The organism is Streptomyces sp. NPDC001617, assembly GCF_053596855.1.
In genome coordinates this window covers 24069-43463 of sequence record NZ_JBSFHA010000088.1, presented here as the reverse complement: position 1 = coordinate 43463, position 19395 = coordinate 24069, and the positions used below count along the sequence as shown (strand labels likewise).

The following is a 19395-nucleotide window of genomic DNA, read 5'->3' as shown; positions in this document are numbered from 1 at the left end:
CCCTGAACCAGACCACCGACGAACTGCTCGACAGCGGCGCCCTGACGGACACCGCATGGTCCCGTCTGACCTTCCACCGTCGACTTCATCGAGGGTCTGTCGCCCGCCGTCTCCATCGACCAGAAGTCGACCTCGCGCAACCCGCGCTCGACGGTCGGCACCATCACCGAGGTCTACGACTATCTGCGTCTGCTCTTCGCACGCATCGGCAAGCCGCACTGTCCCGAGTGCGGCCGCCCGATCTCGCGCCAGTCGCCGCAGGCCATCGTCGACAAGGTCCTGGAGCTGCCGGAGGGCAGTCGCTTCCAGGTGCTGTCGCCGCTGGTGCGCGAGCGCAAGGGGGAGTTCGTCGACCTCTTCGCCGACCTCCAGACCAAGGGTTACAGCCGCGCGCGCGTGGACGGCGGGACCATCCAGCTCTCCGACCCGCCCACGCTGAAGAAGCAGGAGAAGCACACCATCGAGGTGGTCGTCGACCGCCTCACGGTGAAGGACACCGCGAAGCGCCGCCTCACTGACTCCGTCGAGACCGCTCTCGGTCTCTCCGGCGGCATGGTCGTGCTCGACTTCGTCGACCTCCCCGAGGACGACCCCGAGCGCGAGCGCATGTACTCGGAACACCTGTACTGCCCGTACGACGACCTGTCCTTCGAGGAGCTGGAGCCCCGCTCCTTCTCCTTCAACTCGCCCTTCGGCGCCTGCCCGGAGTGCACCGGCATCGGCACGCGCATGGAGGTCGACCCGGAGCTGATCGTCCCGGACGAGGACAAGTCCCTCGACGAGGGCGCCATCCACCCCTGGTCGCACGGGCACACCAAGGACTACTTCGGCCGCCTGATCGGCGCCCTCGCGGACGCGTTGGGTTTCCGGACGGACATCCCCTTCGCCGGGCTGCCGCAGCGCGCCAAGAAGGCCCTGCTCTACGGCCACAAGACGCAGATCGAGGTCCGGTACCGCAACCGGTACGGCCGCGAGCGCGTGTACACCACGCCCTTCGAGGGCGCCGTCCCCTTCGTGAAGCGCCGGCACAGCGAGTCCGAGAGCGACGCCAGCCGTGAGCGCTTCGAGGGCTATATGCGCGAGGTGCCCTGCCCCACCTGTGAGGGCACGCGCCTGAAGCCGATCGTCCTCGCGGTCACCATCATGGGGAAGTCGATCGCCGAGGTCTCCGGCATGTCCATCAGCGACTGCGCGGACTTCCTGGGCGAGATGAAGCTCAACGCCCGTGACAAGAAGATCGCCGAGCGGGTCCTGAAGGAGGTCAACGAGCGGCTGCGCTTCCTGGTCGACGTAGGCCTGGACTACCTCTCGCTCAACCGCGCGTCCGGCACGCTCTCCGGCGGCGAGGCCCAGCGCATCCGCCTGGCCACCCAGATCGGCTCCGGCCTCGTCGGCGTCCTCTACGTCCTCGACGAGCCGTCCATCGGTCTGCACCAGCGCGACAACCACCGGCTGATCGAGACCCTGGTCCGGCTGCGCGACATGGGCAACACGCTCATCGTCGTCGAGCACGACGAGGACACCATCAAGGTCGCCGACTGGATCGTCGACATCGGCCCCGGCGCGGGCGAGCACGGCGGCAAGGTCGTGCACAGCGGTTCCCTGAAGGAGCTGCTCGCCAACGCCGAGTCGCAGACCGGCCAGTACCTGTCCGGCAAGAAGGCGATCCCGCTGCCCGACATCCGCCGCCCACAGGACCCGTCCCGCCGGCTCACGGTGCACGGTGCCCGCGAGAACAACCTCCAGGACATCGACGTCTCGTTCCCGCTGGGCGTGTTCACCGCGGTCACGGGCGTGTCGGGCTCCGGCAAGTCCACGCTGGTCAACGACATCCTGTACACACACCTGGCCCGCGAACTGAACGGCGCGAGGAGCGTGCCGGGACGGCACACGCGGGTGGACGGCGACGACCTCGTCGACAAGGTCGTGCACGTCGACCAGTCGCCCATCGGCCGCACCCCGCGCTCCAACCCGGCGACGTACACCGGTGTCTTCGACCACGTCCGCAGGCTGTTCGCGGAGACGACCGAGGCGAAGGTCCGCGGCTACCAGCCCGGCCGCTTCTCGTTCAACGTCAAGGGCGGCCGCTGCGAGAACTGCGCGGGCGACGGCACCATCAAGATCGAGATGAACTTCCTCCCGGACGTCTACGTCCCGTGCGAGGTCTGCCACGGCGCCCGCTACAACCGGGAGACGCTGGAGGTCCACTACAAGGGCAAGTCCATCTCCGAGGTCCTGAACATGCCCATCGAAGAGGCCATGAACTTCTTCGAGGCCGTCCCGGCGATCAACCGTCACCTCAAGACGCTCAACGACGTCGGTCTCGGCTATGTCCGCCTGGGCCAGTCCGCGACGACCCTGTCCGGCGGTGAGGCGCAGCGCGTCAAGCTCGCGAGCGAACTGCAGAAGCGCTCGACCGGCCGCACCGTCTACGTCCTGGACGAGCCGACCACCGGTCTGCACTTCGAGGACATCAGCAAGCTGCTGAAGGTGCTGTCGGGCCTGGTCGACAAGGGCAACACGGTCATCGTCATCGAGCACAACCTCGACGTGATCAAGACCGCCGACTGGGTCGTCGACATGGGTCCGGAGGGTGGCGCCGGCGGTGGACTCGTCGTCGCCGAGGGCACGCCCGAGGAGGTCGCCGGGGTTCCGGCCAGCCACACCGGCAAGTTCCTGCGGGAGATCCTCGGCGCCGACCGGATCAGCGACGCGGCCCCGGTGAGGGCCCCGCGCAAGGCTGCGGCCAAGAAGACGGTCGCGGCCAAGTCGGCGGCGAAGAAGACGGCGACGGCCAGGACCGCCAACAACACCGCCACGAAGAAGGCGGCCGCGGCCACGAAGAAGACGGCTCCCGCGAAGAAGACGACGCGGGCACGGAAGGTTTGACGGGCTGGCCGTTCCGAAAGGGCCTGACGGAGCAGCCGTTCCGAAAAGCCTGACGGATCGGCCGTTCTGCAAGGCCTGTCGCTCGTGAGCGACTTGGCCGGACAAATCCAGAAAGGGTGGGCGCCCCGCGGGAACTTCCCGTGGGGCGCCGCTCGTTCATCGATCAGCCACCCTGGCTCTGCGGTTCGGCAGGTTCCACGAACTGCATGTCCAGTTGCACCTTGACAACATCACCGAGGAACCCGGCGCCGAAGTCGAGCCCGAAGTCGCTGCGCCGGATCTCACCCGTCGCCTCGAACCCGGCGTGCTTCCTCTGATCCGCAGGGGAGTCCACCGCGCCGCCGAACTCGACGGCGAGCGTGACCGGGTGAGTCACGTCCCCGATGGTCAAGTCCCCTTCCATCGACCAGTCCTCGCCCCGACCGGCCACACGCGTCGAGCGGAACGTCATCGTCGGACGCTTCTCCACGTCGAGCAGCTCGGCTGAGCGGGTGTGCGCGTCCCGGTCGGGATTCCCGGTGTCGATAGAGGCAAGAGCGATCTCGGCGCTCACCCGCACCTCGTCGGCCGTCCCGCCGACGTACAGTCCGGCCGAGTACTGGGTGAACCGACCGCGCACCTTGGCGATCCCGAGGTGGCGGATGGTGAAGTTGACGGCCGAGTGAAGGGGGTCGAGCACCCACTCGCCGGGAGCGAGCGGCAGAGCGACGGAGGCGGCAGCGGCGGTCGCGGGGTTGTCGAAAGTCATGCCTCCACCCTGCGAGGCTCGTGACAGGGAAGGGAGGCCGGGCGAAGAGTGGTAGTGACAGGGACACCCTCCGCGTCGGCACGCGTTGTACGTTCGATCGGTGAGCGACAACGAGTTGGGCGGTTTCCTGCGCACCCGCCGCGAAGGCGTCACCCCGGCCGAGGTGGGCCTGCCCACGGGCCCTCGGCGTCGCACGCCGGGGTTGCGCCGCGCCGAACTCGCCACCCTCGCCGGCATCAGCGTCGAGTACCTCACCCGGCTCGAACAGGGGCGTGACCGCAACCCTTCGCCCCAGGTGCTCGGCGCTCTCGGCGAGGCCCTGCGCCTCTCATCGGCGGACCATGTCCTGCTGGGCCGGCTGGCCAAGGAGCACGGCATGGACAAGGTGCTCTGCAAGTCGGTCACCGCACCGCCCGCCCGCACGGTCCGCGCCACCTTCCAGGCACTCCTCGACCGCCTGGAGCCCACACCGGCCGTCCTGCTGAACTGGATCGGCGACATCGTGGCGTACACCGAGGGCTACGAGCGGTATGCCCGCCCGCTCGGCCTGCTCGACGGCACCCCGCCCAACATCGTCCGCTATGTGTTCACCGACGAGCGAGCCCGCACCGTGTACCCCGGGTGGGAGCGGTTCGCCGATGAGCAGATCGCCCATCTGCGCAACGAGGCCTCGCGTCACGACCCCCATGTCGCCGCCCTGGAAGAGGAGTTGACGGTGACCGCGGGGGCGCCGTTCAGCGACCGGCTCGCCGCCGTGCCGACCCTGCCCACCCGGTTCGGCATCGACCTCGTCGAACACCCCGAGGCGGGGCGCCTTCGCCTGTCGTACGAGACGCTCTCCCTTCCGGACGAGGGCCAGCGTCTGGTGGTGCACATCCCGGCCGACGAGGCCACGGCCACGGCGCTCGACCGTCTCAACGGGCGCAGGCCCGGAGCACTGCGCGCGGTCAGCGGCTGACCCGCGCCCACCTCGCGAACCCGGTGCGGTGGCCGAGCAGCCTCGACCGGTGAACAGCCCCTACAGTTCACCCAGTTCGGAGGCGTACGGCGGCTCTGCGCCGGCCCGGGAGCAGGTGATCGCGGCCGCTCGCGCCGCGAAACGCAGCAGCCGCGTCCAGCCGGTGGGGCCGAGTTCCAGGAGCGCCTCGGCGGACAGGGCGTCCTGGGCGGCCAGACCGTGCAGGAGAGCCGCGTTCACCGTGTCGCCGGCACCGATCGTGTCGACGACATCGACCTTCTCGCCCGGCACGGGGTACACGGCGCCGTCCGCGGTGAACGCGGTCAGCCCGTCGCCGCCATGGGTGATCACGACCGCCGCGGGCCCGGCGGCCAGCCACTCGCGCGGGGTGCCGCCCAGCCAAAGGGCGTCCTCCTCGGAGAGCTTGAGCAGCGACACCGAGGGCAGCCAGTTCTTGAAACGGGCCCGGTAGGCATCCGCGTCGGGGATCAGCCCCGCTCGGATGTTGGGGTCCAGGGCGGTGAAGACACCCTTCGCGGCCGCGGCCCGCAGCAGCGTCTCGTAGGCGGTCGCGCCGGGCTCCAGGACGAGTGAGCAGGTACCGAAGGACACGGCCCGCGTCCCGGCGGGAAGCGCCTCGGGAGCGGCGAACAACCGGTCGGCGGTGCCCTCGACGTAGAACGAGTAGGCGGCCGAGCCGTTCCCGTCGATCGTCGCGACCGCGAGCGTGGTCGGCTCCGCGCCGCGCTGCACGGCCGAGACGTCCACGCCCGCCTCCCGGAGCCCGTCGAGCAGGGCCTCGCCGAAGGCGTCCAGCGAGGTGCGGGAGCAGAAGGCAGCGGGGGAGCCGAGGCGGCCCAGCGCCACGGCCGTGTTGTACGGGCCGCCGCCGAGCGCCGGCTGCAGACCCGCGAGGGCACCAGTGCCCTGCGGTACCAGGTCGATCAGGGCCTCACCGGCGACGACGATCACGAGACGGTTCCCTTCTCGAACTTCGTGGGTTGCGGGTAGTGGGTGGCTGAGGAGACCCGTCCGTCGTCCCGTGCCTCCCCTCTGTCCGGCCGGCCCGTGCTCTCCGGGCAGCCGCACGACGTGCGGTGGACGAAGGTGCAGGGGAGCCGCACGGTGCGGGCGGGGCGGTCCGGTGAGGCGAGGCGTTCCAGGAGCAGCCGTACCGCCTGGGTGCCGATCTCCCTGCTGGGCTGGGCGATCGCGGTGAGCCGGGGTGAGAGGAGGTCTGCCCAGGCGAAGTCGTCGAAGCAGCACAGGGCGATGTCGTCGGGCACGGACAGGCCGCGGTCGCGCAGCACCCGCAGGGCGCCGAGGGTCATCGTGTTGTCGGCGGTGACGAGCGCGGTGGGCGGGGCGGCCAGGGAGAGAAGCGCGGCGGTGGCACGCTCGGCGCCGGCGGACTCGGAGTCGCCGACCAGACCTTCGTCGAAGGGAAGCCCGGCAGCGGCGAGGCCGTGCCGGTAGCCGGTGAGGCGTTCGCGGGTGGTGCTGAGTCCGGGCGGGCCCGCGACCAGGGCGATACGGCGGTGGCCGAGCTCGGCGAGATGCGTGACGAGCCGTGCGGTCGGTTCGGCGCTCTCGCCGCAGATCTGGTCGAAGCGTGGTCCGTCCGGCGGCAGTTCGACGAGTCGGTCGAGGAACACGGTCGGCACATCGTGACGTGTGACGTAGGCGACGAGCTCGCGTGGGTTCGCGGAAGGGACGACGATCAGGCCGTCCACCCGTCGTTCGTGCAGCAGTTGGACGACCTTGCGCTCGTGCTGAGGGTCGTCGTGCGGATCGGCGAGGAGGAGGCTGTAGCCGTGTTCCAGGGCTCCCGTCTCGACGCCCTGCAGGATCTCGGTGAAGTACGGGTTGCTGGTCGCCGACACCGCGAGCCCTATGGACCGGGTGTGTGCGGTCACCAGGGAGCGGGCGAGGGCGTTCGGCGTGTAGCCGAGGAGGTCGATCGCGTCCAGGACGGCCTGGCGGGTGTGGGGGAGGACCGGTCGGGTGCCGTTCAGGACATGCGAGACGGTCGCCACGGACACCCCGGCACTCCGCGCGACATCGGCCATGGTCGCCAACGTTCCCTCCCCGAGCGGACCTTCTCGAGCATGACGTGCCGAGCAGGCCTTCAGGCCGGAACGTATCCCATCCGGCGGTGCGCGTAAACGCTTGCGTAAGCGTTTACGTCCGCTGAAGAAGTCGCACCCGCAGGCCGTTCACGGTGTCAGGCGTCAACCGAGGCGGCCGCCGACCCGTGGCCCTCACCGACCACTCACTCCCAGTCCCACCCGATCCCCACGACCCCCGTCCGCACCCGCGGCTCCACGAGGTGGACCGAGTGGTGGTGGCCGCTGAGGACGAGTTCCTGGCGTCCGCTGCGCGGGGCCGCCGCCGAGTGCTGGGCGAACCGGTGGCAGCGCACCGGCAACGCCCGCTGGTCGAAGCGCACCTGGAGCGCGTACTGTCCGCCCGCCGGACCGAATCCGCGGACGTACTCGCGGGAGACGCCGGCGGTGCCGTCCTCGACGCCGTAGCGGAAGAGGAAGGTGTCGCCGGCCCGAAGACGCGTGTCGAAGAGCAGCTCGGCCACGAGCACGCCGGTGTCGTGGTGCACGCGCACGCGTCCCGTGCGGCAGTTCTCCAGGGCGTGCACGCCCATGCGCTCCGGCGCGCACCCCGGGTCACCGTGGTGGACGGCGACGAAGCGGTCGACGCCGTCCTTGTGGGCGCGCACGATGTGGTGCGACTCGCGCCCCGCCAGCTCGCGGTGCGCGCCGATGTGGACCCGCTCGTGGTGCCCGAGGGTGTGCAGCCCGCCGTCCGGCGGCAGGTTCAACTCGGCCAGCATCCGGTCCAGGACGTCCGAGGCCGCCACCAGGGAGCGGTACGAACGGCCGGCGGGCCGCTCGGCACCAGGGCGCTCGTCGGTCTCGGCGAGCAGCCGGATCAGGGACTCCTCCGGCAGCTGGAGGATCTCCTCCAGCGCGCGTACGGCCCGCAGGGACTCCGGGCGCTGCGGGCGGCGGGCGCCCTGCTGCCAGTAACTCAGGCTGGTGACACCGACCTTGACCCCGTAGCGCGACAGATGGTGCTGGACACGCTGCAGCGGCAGCCCCCGGGCGGCGATGGCGGCGCGCAGCGCGACATGGAAGGGCCCGCCGCGCAGGGCCGATTCCAGTTCCGCGGTGGCGACGGTGGCGACATCCGCGTGCTGTGTGGCGTGCGGCATGCAGGGGCCTTTCTGTGAATGCTCGCTACGGCTGGTCGGGCCGGGTTCGTGCGGCCCCGGGGTCACCCCGTCGGCGTCGAGGCGTCGTCACATCCGTACGCCGTCGTTCACGGCCCCGAGTTCCCCCGCATTGAAGCGTGTTGACCAAGTCCCGACAACACCTGATGCCCAACAGCCGTGTACTCCTGGCCGAGACGCGGTCGGTCGCCTCAGGTCGGCGCGGCCGTCCCGTCGCTGCCCAGGACCTGCCGGATCGCTCGTGCGGACAGGTCGGACTTGTGCAGGAAGCCGCGGGCCGGACTGCCGGCGACCAGTTCCTCGAAGTCCTCCAGGGAGTGGGTGGAGATCAGGACGATGACGGAGGAGACGCGACCGGCGAGCTGCACGGCGACGTCGAAACCGCTCTCCCCGTCGAGGTCGAGATCCACCAGGACGATGTCCGGGGTGAGTTCCGCCGCTCGCGCGAGAGCCTCCGCACCCGTCGAGGCCAGGCCGACGACGGGTATTCCGTCGCGTTCGAGCAGGGTGCGTGCGGCCTCCAGGAACCGGATGCTGTCATCGACGAGAAGACAGCGCAGGGACATGCGGACAGGGTGCCAAGCGAGGGGTGATTGCGCTTTCCGGCTAGCCGGAAACTGTCGGCGGCCGGTGGTACCGGTCAGCTGGAATGTGCTGAAGTCCTGTGCCGAACAAGCGGGTTCCCGCTTACCCAGCGCAGCGGCCCATCACCGGCGGTAGCATGGGGCCGCCCTGGGGAGGCCGAAGATCCGGTCGAGTGGGGGTGCGCTATGAAGGCGTCGCTCAGCAAGGTTCTGGTCTCGGGGCTGGCGGGCGCAGCGCTGCTGTTGGCCGGATGCGGCGGTGGCGGAAGCGGGGACGGCAAGGCGAACAAGACGCCGAGCGACACCACCTGCGACGGCAGGATCGACGGGACCGCCCATGTCAGGGTGTGGTACCACTCGGGACCGCCCGGCGAGGTCGGCACCCTGCAGAAGCAGGTCAAGGAGTTCAACAAGGCACAGAAGAAGGTGCGTGTCGAACTCGTCAAGCTGCCCGAGCAGCGCCCCTACAGCGACCTGGTCGAGTCCGCCGCGGCCAGCGGCGACCTGCCCGACCTGCTCGACTTCGACGGGCCGAACCTCTACAGCTACGCCTGGTCGGGCAAGCTCAAACCGATCGACTCCTGCGTCCCCGGGAACGTGCGGGACGATCTGCTGCCCTCCGTGCGCCGGCAGGGCACGTACGCGGGACGCATGTACGGCATCGGCGCCTTCGACTCCGGGATGGGGCTGTACATACGGCCGTCGGTGCTGCGGAAGGCGGGCATCCGTATCCCCAAGGGCGCGCAGGACGCCTGGACCGCACGCGAACTGACCACCATTCTCGCCAAGTTGCGCAAGCAGGGATACCGGACACCGCTCGACATCGGGCTCGTGTACGTGGCGAGGGGCGACGAGTGGAACACGTACGGCTTCGCGCCCGCGGTGTGGTCGGCGGGCGGTGACCTCGTCGATCCGAAGACCTTCCGCACCGCCGACGGCTTTCTGAACGGCCCGGAGTCCGTCAAGGCGCTCACCGTGATGCAGAGGTGGAGCAAGGCGGGCTACATCGACCCCGACAAGGACCAGAGGGCGTTCGACAAGGGCCGTAGCGTCATCTCCTGGGGCGGGCACTGGCGGTACCCGGAGTACACCAAGGCGTTCCCGGGCGACGTGGCGATCGTGCCGCTGCCCGACTTCGGTCATGGCACGGTCACCGGGATGGGCTCCTGGCAGTGGGGCATCACCTCCGGGGCCACCGACGGCGACGCGGTCTGGAGCTTCCTCGCCTACCTGTTCGAGCCGCAGCAGATCCACCGGATGAGCGTCGCCAACGGCGGCATCCCCGCCACAAGCAGCGCCGTGAAGCTCTCGCCGAACTACGACACGGGCGGGGGCGAGCACCTCTTCATCGAGCAACTGCGCGACGGCATCGCGCGTCCACGGCCCCAGACGCCCGCCTACCCGGCGATCACCACGGCCTTCGGCGACGCCTTCGCGAAGATCATGCTGCACCGGGCTCCGGTGCAGGCCACGCTCGACCAAGCGGCCAAAGCCGTCGACAAGGACGTGACGGCCCACGACGGCTACCCCCAGAAGGGGCCATGAGGGCCTTGCTCCAACAGGACTCCTGCCAGGCAGAGTTGTTCGGCCTCGGCATCTTCGGCCACGGCTTCGGATCGTTGATGCCTGGACCACGGACGGGTTCACGGGCATCCTGAGGAAACTCCGCAAGGCGGGACACCGGGCGCCATAGCACCGTCACGGGTGGCCTTCCCGCTGAGCCCGACGAGGTGGTGCTCATGACGGACGTCAACGGTGCGATACCGGCGACCCGTCCGGCGATCGCCCGCACCGAGCGGTGCCGGTACTCCCCGCCCACCGGACACTGAGGCCCGGCCGTGCACCGCCCCGGACTCGCAGGACGCGCTCCGTCGGGAAGACCACCGCGCTCCCCGCTCGGACGGCGCATCGCACGAAGAAGGACTACGACGCCCGAGTCGCATCTCCTCCGTGGCAACCGCCCGCCGTTTCTCGCCCGCCTCCGGGTCGGCCGCAAGCTGATGCTCCTGGTGTTGCTACCGGTGACCGGCATGCTCGCCTTCACCGCCTTCAGCGCCGTCGCCCAGGGGCAGGAGGCACACACGCTGGACCGCTTCCACACGGCGATCGGGGTGTCGTACGGGACGACCGAGCTCTCCCGCGCCGTCGCGCGGGAGCGGATCGCCGCCGTACTGGCCCGGCTGAGACCCGGGCCGGTCACCCTGGCCGAACGGAGGGCAGCCGAGCGGGCCGTGGACCGTGCGCTGTCGCGGGCCGCAGGCCGGGCCGCGCCCTGGTCGCAGTCGGACGTCGCGGGGCGGCTCGACGCCGTCGGCCGCCAACTGCACTCGCTGCGGGTACAGACGGGCACCGGCTCGCTCGCCGCGCGCTCGGTCGTGGACCAGTACCAGAGCGTCGAGGATCAGCTGCTCGACACCGCCGCCGGTCTCGAATCCGGACGGCCCACCAGGGCTGCGGGCCGCGCGGCCGACGCCCACATCGCACTCCTGGAGGCGATCGAGGCCGGCGAGCGGGAGCGCGCGGAGGTGGCCATCCTGCTCGACACGCCCTCCGACCGCCGTCCCACGGCCGCCGAACGCTGGTCCGCGCTGGAGGAGTCCCAGCTGCGGGAGTTCCGGCAGAACACCTCCGACCGGCTGCGGGCCGAGCTGTACAGCAAGCAGTTCGAGCCCCCCGGCCGGGCCGTGCGCACGGTCCGCGACACACTCACCAAGTCCGGCCCCCAGTCGACCCGTCTGCCCTCGTACGACCGCTGGCTCGCCGACTCCGAGGCACGCATCGACTCCCTGCGCGGCATCCAGGACCAGGCCGCACGCCAACTCGCCGACACGGCCGCCCACGACCTGCACACCGCCGAGACCCGCGCATGGCGCGACCTCTTCGTCTCCCTGTCCGTCCTGTGCCTCGTCACCCTCCTCGCCCTGGCCCTGCGGCGCTCGATCACCCGGCCCCTCGGCGAGGTCGCCGCGGGCGCGCGAGCCCTGTCGGACGGCGATCTGTCGTACGACATCCGCTACGCGGGACGCGACGAACTGGGGGACGTCGCCGACACGTTCCGCGAACTGCGGGTGACCACTGAACGACTGGCCGCAGAGATCCGTTCCATGCACACCGCCATCGACGACAACCGGCTGGGACACCGGGCCGACGTCGACTCCTTCGACGGCACCTGGGCCCAGCTGCTGGACGGCATGAACGGCACCATGGCGTCCTTCGCCGCGGCGCACGATCGGAGCGAGAAGGCCGAGGAGGAGCTGGAGAGCATCTTCAACCTCTCCCTCGACCTGCTGTGCATCTCCGGGGTCGACGGCTACTTCAAGCGGGTCAACCCCGCCTTCGAGCGCACCCTCGGATACCCGGCACGCACGCTGCTGTCCAAGCCGTTCATCGAGTTCGTCCACCAGGAGGACCGCGCCGGCACGCGCATGGCCTTCGAACGGCTGGAGAGGGGCGTCGAGGTCGCCGAGTTCGAGAACCGGTATCTGCGCCAGGACGGCACAGAGTGCTGGCTCCAGTGGAGTGCCCGGCCGGTCCCCGAGGAGGGCCTCATCTACGCCGCCGCCCGCGACGTCACCGAGAGCCGCCGCCACACCCGCGAACAGGCCGCGCTGCGCCGGGTCGCCACCCTGGTGGCCCGCGGCGCCCCGCCCTCCCAGGTGTTCGCGAGGGTGGCGGAGGAGGTGGGAGACCTGCTCAACACCACCGCGGCCGTCCTCAGACACGAGCCCGACGGCAGCCGTACGGTCCTCGGAACCGCACACGAACTCCTGGGCGAGCACGAACGGGCCTCGCGCGACGCCCGGCGTGACGCCGCACGCCAGGCGGTCCACGAGGTGACCCGGACGCGGCGCGCGGCCCGCGCCGACCGGGCCGTGGCCGCGCCGATCGTCGTCGAGGACCGGCTGTGGGGCTTCGTCGTCGCGGCCTCCCCGCTGGACGCGCTGGCCGAGGGGACCGAGTCGCGGCTGGCCGACTTCACCGAGCTCATCGCGACCGCGATCGCCAACGCCGACAGTCGCGCCGAACTGACCGCCTCACGCGCGCGCGTCGTGGCCGCCGGTGACGCCTCCCGGCGTCGTATCGAACGCGATCTGCACGACGGGGTCCAGCAGCGGCTCGTAGCCCTCCAACTCGACCTGCGGCTGGCCGAGTCCATGGTCACCGACCCGGGGTCCGAGCTCGCCGAGCAGCTGGCCCACGTCAGCAAGGGACTCGACGACGCCTTCCAGGACCTGCTCCAGGTGGCCCGCGGCATCCACCCGGCCATTCTCTCCAAGGGCGGCCTGGGCCCCGCTCTGCGCTCCCTGGCCCGCCGCTCAGCTGTCCCCGTGGAGCTCGACCTCCGACTGCCCAAGGCCCGCCTCCCCGAGCAGGTGGAAGTGGCCGCGTACTACGTGACCTCCGAGTGCCTCACCAACGCCGCCAAACACGCCCACGCGCGCGTGGTGAGCGTCGAGGCCCGGATCTGTGACGACGTCCTGGAGCTGACCATCGCGGACGACGGTGTCGGCGGCGCCGAGACCCGCAGCGGCTCCGGCCTCATCGGCCTCATCGACCGCGTCGAGGCGATCGGCGGCAAGCTGGACGTGAGCAGTCCGCCGGAAGAGGGCACGAGGATGCACGTACGGCTGCCGCTGAGCGGACCGCCGGCACACATGTGACCGCCCGAGGCGCACGCAGGGGAGTTCGCCCAGGCGGGGGAGTCCTGGACTCGGTGACGTCGCGTACGCTCCGGGCGGTCCTGTCGGACGGAGAGGCGTCCGTCCGGCTCTAGGGGCGGTCGGTGCCGCCTTCCTGTGCGGATCGCAGGCGCTTGGCGCGCACTATGTCGAGGTCCCTGGGATCCAGTACGTCGCTCCACGCGTGCGTGTCGTCGACGTACCGGCGGGTGCGGACCGGCCGCCGTGGCTTCTCGATCCGCGTCCGACGCATTTCCCGCAGCCCTTCGACATGTGACCGCCGGCTCCGGGGCCTGGCTGGCAGACCCTCGCCCGAGCCGGTCGATCCACTTGCATCTGCACTGGTAAGAGAATCGCGCGGACACGTCCTCCTGTCGTCCTGGCAGGCCTCCAATTCCGCTTCCGGCTAGCCGGAACCCCGCCGGTCGGGCAGGCTGTTGGGCGCGCACGGATCGGTCGGGCAAGGGGAGCCGGGGCCATGGACGACGCATCGCAGCAACCCGCGCGGGGACGGGTCGTCCTCGCCGACGACGACGTGCTGCTCCGGGAGGGGCTGGCGAGCCTGTGCGAGCGGGTCGGGTACGAGGTGGTGGGGCAGGCCGGAGAATGCCGCCGGACCACTCCACCGAGGGCCTCAAGGCGGCCCGCACGATCCGCGAGCGCCACCCCGACACCGGCATCCTCGTCCTGTCGGCGTTCGTCGAGGTCGAGGAGGCGCTGGAACTGCTGGCGAGCGGCCGCAAGATCGGTTACCTGCTCAAGAGCCGGGTGACGGTCGTCGACGAGTTCATCGAGGCCCTGGAGCGCATCCACCGGGGCGGCTCGGTCGTCGACCCCTCCCTGGTGCAGGAACTCTTCTCGGTCCACCGCCGCGACGACCCCCTCGCGCACCTCAGCGCCCGCGAGAAGGAGGTCCTCGCCCTCATGGCCGAGGGCCGCTCCAACGCCGGCATAGGCCGCCGCCTGTGGGTCACCGAGGGCACGGTCGAGAAACACGTCCGCAGCATCCTCGGCAAGCTCCACCTCACCGAGGACACGGACGACCACCGCAGAGTGCTGGCCGTCCTGACCTTCCTGGAGTCGCGGTAGGCGTTGTCCACAGCCCCGCCGCACTGTCAGCCCTCGCCAGTAGGGTGTGAGACATGGCCGACCCCTCCAGCTACCGCCCCAAGCCGGGACAGATCCCGGACTCTCCCGGGGTGTACAGGTTCCGCGACGAGCACCGCCGGGTGATCTACGTCGGAAAGGCGAAAAGCCTGCGTCAGCGCCTGGCGAACTACTTCCAGGACCTGGCGAACCTGCACCCGCGCACCCGGACGATGGTCACCACCGCCGCGTCCGTGGAGTGGACCGTGGTGTCCACGGAGGTCGAGGCGCTGCAGCTGGAGTACTCCTGGATCAAGGAGTTCGACCCCCGGTTCAACGTCAAGTACCGCGACGACAAGAGCTACCCGTACCTCGCGGTGACGATGAACGAGGAGTTCCCGCGTGTACAGGTGATGCGCGGTCAGAAGCGGAAGGGCGTCAGGTACTTCGGGCCGTACGGGCACGCGTGGGCGATCCGCGACACCGTGGACCTCCTCCTGCGTGTCTTCCCCGTGCGCACCTGCTCGGCCGGCGTCTTCAAGAACGCCACCCGCACCGGCCGCCCCTGCCTGCTCGGCTACATCGGCAAGTGCTCGGCCCCCTGCGTCGGCCGCGTCTCGGACGAGGAACACCGCGAACTCGCCGAGGAGTTCTGCGACTTCATGGCCGGCCGCACCGGCACGTACATCCGCCGCCTCGAGAAGCGGATGACCGACGCCGCCGAGGAGATGGAGTACGAGCGGGCCGCCCGGCTGCGGGACGACATCGAGGCCCTCAAGAAGGCCATGGAGAAGAACGCGGTCGTGCTCGCCGACGCGACCGACGCCGACCTGATCGCGGTCGCCGAGGACGAGCTGGAGGCTGCCGTCCAGATCTTCCACGTCCGCGGCGGACGTGTCCGTGGTCAGCGTGGCTGGGTCACCGACAAGGTCGAGGAGATCACCACCGGCGCCCTGGTCGAACACGCCCTGCAGCAGCTGTACGGCGAGGAGAAGGGCGACTCCGTTCCCAAGGAGGTCCTCGTCCCGGCCCTGCCCGACCCGGTCGAGCCCGTCCAGGAGTGGCTCGCCGAGCGCCGGGGGTCGAACGTCTCGCTGCGCATCCCGCAGCGCGGCGACAAGAAGGCCCTGATGGAGACCGTGGAGCGCAACGCCCAGCAGGCGCTCGTGCTGCACAAGACCAAGCGTGCCTCCGACCTCACCACGCGCTCGCGCGCCCTGGAGGAGATCGCCGAGGCCCTCGACCTGGACAGCGCCCCCCTCCGCATCGAGTGCTACGACATCTCCCACCTCCAGGGGGACGACGTCGTGGCCTCCATGGTCGTCTTCGAGGACGGCCTGCAGCGCAAGAGCGAGTACCGCCGCTTCCAGATCAAGGGCTTCGAGGGTCAGGACGACGTCCGCTCCATGCACGAGGTGATCAACCGCCGCTTCCGCCGCTATCTCGCCGAGAAGGAGAGGACCGGCGAGTGGATGGAGGACGCCGTCGACGGTGAGTCGGACAATGGTTTCAAGGACGACGAGGGCCGGCCCAAGAAGTTCGCCTACCCGCCTCAGCTCGTCGTCGTCGACGGCGGCCGGCCCCAGGTCGCCGCGGCCAAGAAGGCCCTCGACGAGCTGGGCATCGACGACGTCGCCGTCTGCGGTCTCGCCAAGCGCCTGGAGGAGGTCTGGCTGCCGGACGAGGAGGACCCGGTCGTTCTGCCCCGTACCAGCGAGGGCCTCTACCTGCTGCAACGCGTCCGCGACGAGGCGCACCGGTTCGCGATCACCTACCAGCGCACCAAGCGGGCCAAGCGCTTCCGTTCCAGCCCCTTGGACGACGTGCCCGGCCTCGGCGACACCCGGAAGCAGGCACTTCTTAAACATTTCGGTTCATTGAAGAAACTGAAGTCCGCCACCATCGACCAGATCTGCGAGGTACCCGGCATAGGCCGTAAGACGGCCGAGACGATCGCCGTCGCCCTCGCCCAGGCGGCCCCGGCCGCACCAGCCGTCAATACGGCGACTGGAGAGATCATGGAAGAGGAACCCGGCACCATGGGTTCCCGTGGGGAGCCCGTGACGACGGGCGCCCCGGACGAACGACGGGGGCAGGAGACATGAATGTGAACAAGCACGACGAGCAAGACGGCCAGACCGGCCAAGGCGGAGACGGAGCACAGGTGAGCACGGGCACGACCGGCGACGCGGCCGCCATTCCCGAGGCGGCCATCCCCGAGTTGGTGATCATCTCCGGCATGTCCGGCGCGGGACGGTCGACGGCCGCCAAGTGTCTCGAGGACCTCGGCTGGTTCGTCGTCGACAACCTGCCGCCCGCGCTGATCCCCACCATGGTGGAGCTCGGCGCCCGCTCGCAGGGCAATGTGGCCCGGATCGCGGTCGTCGTGGACGTCCGGGGCCGGCGCTTCTTCGACAACCTGCGCGAGTCCCTCGCCGACCTCGACGGCCGGGGCGTCACCCGACGGATCGTCTTCCTGGAGTCCTCCGACGACGCCCTGGTCCGCCGCTTCGAGTCGGTCCGCCGCCCGCACCCCCTCCAGGGCGACGGCCGTATCGTCGACGGCATCGCCGCCGAGCGCGAACTGCTGCGCGAGCTGCGCGGTGACGCCGACCTGGTGATCGACACCTCCAGCCTCAACGTGCACGAGCTGCGCGCCAAGATGGACGCCCAGTTCGCCGGCGAGGAGGAGCCCGAGCTGCGGGCCACGGTCATGTCCTTCGGGTTCAAGTACGGCCTCCCGGTCGACGCCGACCTGGTCGCGGACATGCGCTTCCTGCCCAACCCGCACTGGGTCCCGGAGCTGCGCCCCTTCACCGGCCTCAACGAGGAGGTGTCGGCCTACGTCTTCAACCAGCCCGGCGCCAAGGAGTTCATCGACCGGTACGCCGAGCTGCTGAGGCTCATAGCGGCCGGATACCGGCGCGAGGGCAAGCGGTACGTGACGATCGCCATCGGCTGCACGGGCGGCAAGCACCGCTCGGTCGCCACATCGGAGAAGCTCGCCGCCCGCCTCGCCGCCGAGGGTGTGGAGACGGTGGTCGTGCACCGGGACATGGGACGCGAATGACGGAACGATCTTCGCGGCTGGGCAGGCTGCGCCGGGTGGTGCCCGAGTCACGTGTGGGCCGACCCGTCGAGGCCCGCGGGGCCCGGCCGCGCCGACGCGGCGCCCAGCCCAAGGTCGTCGCCCTCGGCGGCGGCATGGGCCTGTCCGCCTCGCTCGCCGCGCTGCGCCGGATCACCGGCGACCTCACCGCCGTCGTCACCGTGGCCGACGACGGCGGCTCCAGCGGGCGCCTCCGCGACGAGCTGGGTGTGCTCCCCCCGGGTGATCTGCGCAAGGCCCTGGCCGCGCTGTGCGGGGACGACGAGTGGGGCCAGACCTGGGCCCGCGTCATCCAGCACCGCTTCCAGTCCAAGGGCGACCTGCACGAGCACGCGGTCGGCAACCTGCTGATCGTGGCCCTGTGGGAGCAGCTCGGCGACCACGTCCAGGCCCTCGACCTGGTCGGCAGACTCCTCGGCGCGCACGGGCGCGTGCTGCCCATGTCCGCCGTACCCCTGGAGCTGCAGGCCCTGGTCAAGGGGCACGACCCGGACCGGCCGGAGGACGTGGACACCGTACGGGGACAGGCGACCGTCGCCCTCACGCCCGGCGAGGTGCAGTCCGTGCACCTCGTGCCGCACGACCCGCCGGCCGTCCCCGAGGCCGTGGACGCCGTCCTGGACGCGGACTGGGTCGTCCTCGGCCCCGGTTCCTGGTTCTCGTCGGTCATCCCGCACCTGCTCGTGCCGGAACTGCTCGACGCGCTCACCGAGACCAAGGCACGCCGGGTACTCTCGCTGAACCTCGCCCCGCAGCCCGGAGAAACCGACGGCTTCTCCCCGCAGCGTCATTTGGAGGTTTTGGGACGACACGCCCCTAAACTCGCCCTGGACGTGGTGCTGGCCGACGAGGCCGCCGTGCCCGACCGTGATGTGCTCACCGAGGCCGCGGGACGGCTCGGGGCCGCGGTCGAGCTGGCCCCGGTGGCACGGAGAGACGGAACTCCGCGGCACGACCCGGAGCTGCTGGCCGCCGCGTACGACCGTATTTTTCGGATGCATGGAAGGATCGGCCCATGGCGATGACGGCAGCGGTGAAGGACGAGATCTCCCGGCTCCCCGTCACCCGGACCTGCTGCAGGAAGGCGGAGGTCTCCGCCATTCTGCGGTTCGCCGGCGGCCTCCACCTGGTCAGCGGGCGCATCGTGATCGAGGCGGAGCTGGACACCGCGATGGCGGCCCGGCGCCTGAAGCGGGACATCCTGGAGATCTTCGGCCACAGCTCCGAACTGATCGTGATGGCACCGGGCGGACTGCGCCGCGGCTCGCGCTACGTCGTCCGGGTCGTCGCCGGCGGTGACCAGCTGGCCCGGCAGACCGGCCTGGTGGACGGGCGGGGGCGCCCGATCCGCGGCCTGCCCCCGCAGGTGGTCTCGGGGGCCACCTGCGACGCGGAGGCCGCCTGGCGCGGGGCCTTCCTGGCGCACGGCTCGCTCACCGAGCCCGGCCGCTCCTCCTCCCTGGAGGTGACCTGCCCGGGCCCCGAGGCCGCGCTCGCCCTGGTCGGCGCGGCGCGCCGCCTGTCGATCGCCGCGAAGGCCCGTGAGGTACGCGGCGTGGACCGCGTGGTCGTCCGGGACGGCGACGCGATCGGCGCCCTGCTCACCCGCCTGGGCGCGCACGAGTCGGTGCTGGCCTGGGAGGAGCGCCGGATGCGCCGCGAGGTGCGGGCCACGGCGAACCGTCTCGCCAACTTCGACGACGCCAACCTGCGCCGCTCCGCCCGCGCCGCCGTCGCCGCCGGCGCCCGTGTCCAGCGCGCGCTGGAGATCCTCGGTGACGAGGTCCCCGAGCATCTCGCGGCCGCCGGGCGCCTGCGCATGGACCACAAGCAGGCCTCCCTGGAGGAGTTGGGCGCGCTCGCCGACCCGCCGCTGACCAAGGACGCCGTGGCCGGCCGTATCCGCCGCCTGCTCGCGATGGCCGACAAGCGCGCCTCCGACCTCGGCATCCCGGGCACGGAGTCCAGCATCACCGAGGAGATGGCCGACAATCTGGTCGGCTGATCAACCGAAAGTCCAACAAGCCGGTGCCGACGCCCACTTGGGCGTCGGCACCGGTCTTTGACTGGCTTTGTGTCGCCCTTGACTCCGCTG

13 protein-coding genes and 2 pseudogenes are annotated in these 19395 nt (G+C 70.6%); 9 read left to right on the top strand and 6 right to left on the bottom strand.

Features of this window, described 5'->3' with window-relative positions; genetic code table 11:
• Window positions 1-78: 78 nt before the first annotated feature.
• Window positions 79-2889: pseudogene (gene uvrA / locus ACWC09_RS42465) on the top strand (excinuclease ABC subunit UvrA); the annotation flags it as partial.
• A 163-nt stretch (window positions 2890-3052) separates the two neighbouring features.
• Here uvrA and ACWC09_RS42460 read toward each other — a convergent pair.
• On the bottom strand, window positions 3053-3637 hold the full coding sequence (locus tag ACWC09_RS42460) for a YceI family protein (RefSeq protein WP_450856411.1): 585 nt from the start codon (window positions 3635-3637) through the stop codon (window positions 3053-3055).
• Window positions 3638-3737: 100 nt separating this feature from the next.
• On the opposite strand from ACWC09_RS42460, the gene ACWC09_RS42455 reads away from it, so the two are divergent.
• The gene (locus tag ACWC09_RS42455; RefSeq protein WP_450856409.1) at window positions 3738-4595 is read left to right on the top strand and encodes a helix-turn-helix domain-containing protein; all 858 of its coding nucleotides are present in this window, start codon (window positions 3738-3740) and stop codon (window positions 4593-4595) included.
• A gap of 60 nt (window positions 4596-4655) precedes the next feature.
• On the opposite strand, the gene ACWC09_RS42450 is transcribed toward ACWC09_RS42455, so the two are convergent.
• The 4 genes from ACWC09_RS42450 to ACWC09_RS42435 all read right to left on the bottom strand — a co-directional run bounded on the left by ACWC09_RS42450 (window position 4656) and on the right by ACWC09_RS42435 (window position 8408).
• Window positions 4656-5567, bottom strand: a complete 912-nt coding sequence (locus ACWC09_RS42450) for a carbohydrate kinase family protein (protein WP_450856407.1) — start codon at window positions 5565-5567, stop codon at window positions 4656-4658.
• Entirely contained in the window at window positions 5564-6673 is a 1110-nt protein-coding gene (locus ACWC09_RS42445) for a LacI family DNA-binding transcriptional regulator (RefSeq protein WP_450856405.1), read from the bottom strand. Before ACWC09_RS42445 ends, ACWC09_RS42450 begins: the two co-directional genes overlap by 4 nt.
• A gap of 194 nt (window positions 6674-6867) precedes the next feature.
• Complete coding sequence (locus ACWC09_RS42440) at window positions 6868-7824, bottom strand: hypothetical protein (RefSeq protein WP_450856404.1); 957 nt, start codon at window positions 7822-7824, stop codon at window positions 6868-6870.
• 209 nt (window positions 7825-8033) lie between these two features.
• The gene (locus tag ACWC09_RS42435; RefSeq protein WP_450856402.1) at window positions 8034-8408 is read right to left on the bottom strand and encodes a response regulator; all 375 of its coding nucleotides are present in this window, start codon (window positions 8406-8408) and stop codon (window positions 8034-8036) included.
• A gap of 204 nt (window positions 8409-8612) precedes the next feature.
• Between ACWC09_RS42435 and ACWC09_RS42430 the strand changes: the two genes are divergently transcribed.
• Both ACWC09_RS42430 and ACWC09_RS42425 read left to right on the top strand, forming a co-directional pair.
• Entirely contained in the window at window positions 8613-9971 is a 1359-nt protein-coding gene (locus tag ACWC09_RS42430) for an ABC transporter substrate-binding protein (RefSeq protein WP_450856400.1), read from the top strand.
• 455 nt (window positions 9972-10426) lie between these two features.
• A complete protein-coding gene (locus ACWC09_RS42425; protein ID WP_450856398.1) occupies window positions 10427-13087 on the top strand; it encodes a nitrate- and nitrite sensing domain-containing protein in 2661 nt (886 codons plus the stop codon).
• 109 nt (window positions 13088-13196) lie between these two features.
• Here ACWC09_RS42425 and ACWC09_RS42420 read toward each other — a convergent pair whose 3' ends face one another.
• A complete protein-coding gene (locus ACWC09_RS42420) occupies window positions 13197-13358 on the bottom strand; it encodes a hypothetical protein (RefSeq protein ID WP_450856396.1) in 162 nt (53 codons plus the stop codon).
• Window positions 13359-13583: 225 nt separating this feature from the next.
• Here ACWC09_RS42420 and ACWC09_RS42415 point away from each other — a divergent pair.
• From ACWC09_RS42415 to whiA, 5 genes and pseudogenes are all read left to right on the top strand, one after another.
• Window positions 13584-14194 (top strand): annotated as a pseudogene (locus tag ACWC09_RS42415) (response regulator transcription factor).
• Window positions 14195-14247: 53 nt separating this feature from the next.
• The gene (uvrC, locus tag ACWC09_RS42410) at window positions 14248-16296 is read left to right on the top strand and encodes an excinuclease ABC subunit UvrC (protein ID WP_450856394.1); all 2049 of its coding nucleotides are present in this window, start codon (window positions 14248-14250) and stop codon (window positions 16294-16296) included.
• A complete protein-coding gene (gene rapZ, locus ACWC09_RS42405) occupies window positions 16293-17261 on the top strand; it encodes an RNase adapter RapZ (RefSeq protein WP_450856393.1) in 969 nt (322 codons plus the stop codon). The genes uvrC and rapZ overlap by 4 nt, the downstream gene beginning before the upstream one ends.
• Entirely contained in the window at window positions 17258-18325 is a 1068-nt protein-coding gene (locus ACWC09_RS42400; protein ID WP_450856391.1) for a gluconeogenesis factor YvcK family protein, read from the top strand. Before rapZ ends, ACWC09_RS42400 begins: the two co-directional genes overlap by 4 nt.
• Entirely contained in the window at window positions 18316-19305 is a 990-nt protein-coding gene (whiA, locus tag ACWC09_RS42395; protein ID WP_404199309.1) for a DNA-binding protein WhiA, read from the top strand. The genes ACWC09_RS42400 and whiA overlap by 10 nt, the downstream gene beginning before the upstream one ends.
• The last annotated feature ends 90 nt before the right edge of the window (window positions 19306-19395 follow it).

Excerpts from the sequence above, each read along its gene's own strand:
- ACWC09_RS42400 (WP_450856391.1), top strand. The coding sequence starts at position 17,258 with ATGACGGAACGATCTTCGCGGCTGGGCAGGCTGCGCCGGGTGGTGCCC.
- whiA (WP_404199309.1), top strand. The coding sequence starts at position 18,316 with ATGGCGATGACGGCAGCGGTGAAGGACGAGATCTCCCGGCTCCCCGTC.
- ACWC09_RS42435 (WP_450856402.1), bottom strand. The coding sequence starts at position 8,408 with ATGTCCCTGCGCTGTCTTCTCGTCGATGACAGCATCCGGTTCCTGGAG.
- ACWC09_RS42460 (WP_450856411.1), bottom strand. The coding sequence starts at position 3,637 with ATGACTTTCGACAACCCCGCGACCGCCGCTGCCGCCTCCGTCGCTCTG.
- rapZ (WP_450856393.1), top strand. The coding sequence starts at position 16,293 with ATGAATGTGAACAAGCACGACGAGCAAGACGGCCAGACCGGCCAAGGC.
- ACWC09_RS42440 (WP_450856404.1), bottom strand. The coding sequence starts at position 7,824 with ATGCCGCACGCCACACAGCACGCGGATGTCGCCACCGTCGCCACCGCG.
- ACWC09_RS42420 (WP_450856396.1), bottom strand. The coding sequence starts at position 13,358 with ATGCGTCGGACGCGGATCGAGAAGCCACGGCGGCCGGTCCGCACCCGC.
- ACWC09_RS42425 (WP_450856398.1), top strand. The coding sequence starts at position 10,427 with ATGCTCCTGGTGTTGCTACCGGTGACCGGCATGCTCGCCTTCACCGCC.
- ACWC09_RS42430 (WP_450856400.1), top strand. The coding sequence starts at position 8,613 with ATGAAGGCGTCGCTCAGCAAGGTTCTGGTCTCGGGGCTGGCGGGCGCA.
- uvrC (WP_450856394.1), top strand. The coding sequence starts at position 14,248 with ATGGCCGACCCCTCCAGCTACCGCCCCAAGCCGGGACAGATCCCGGAC.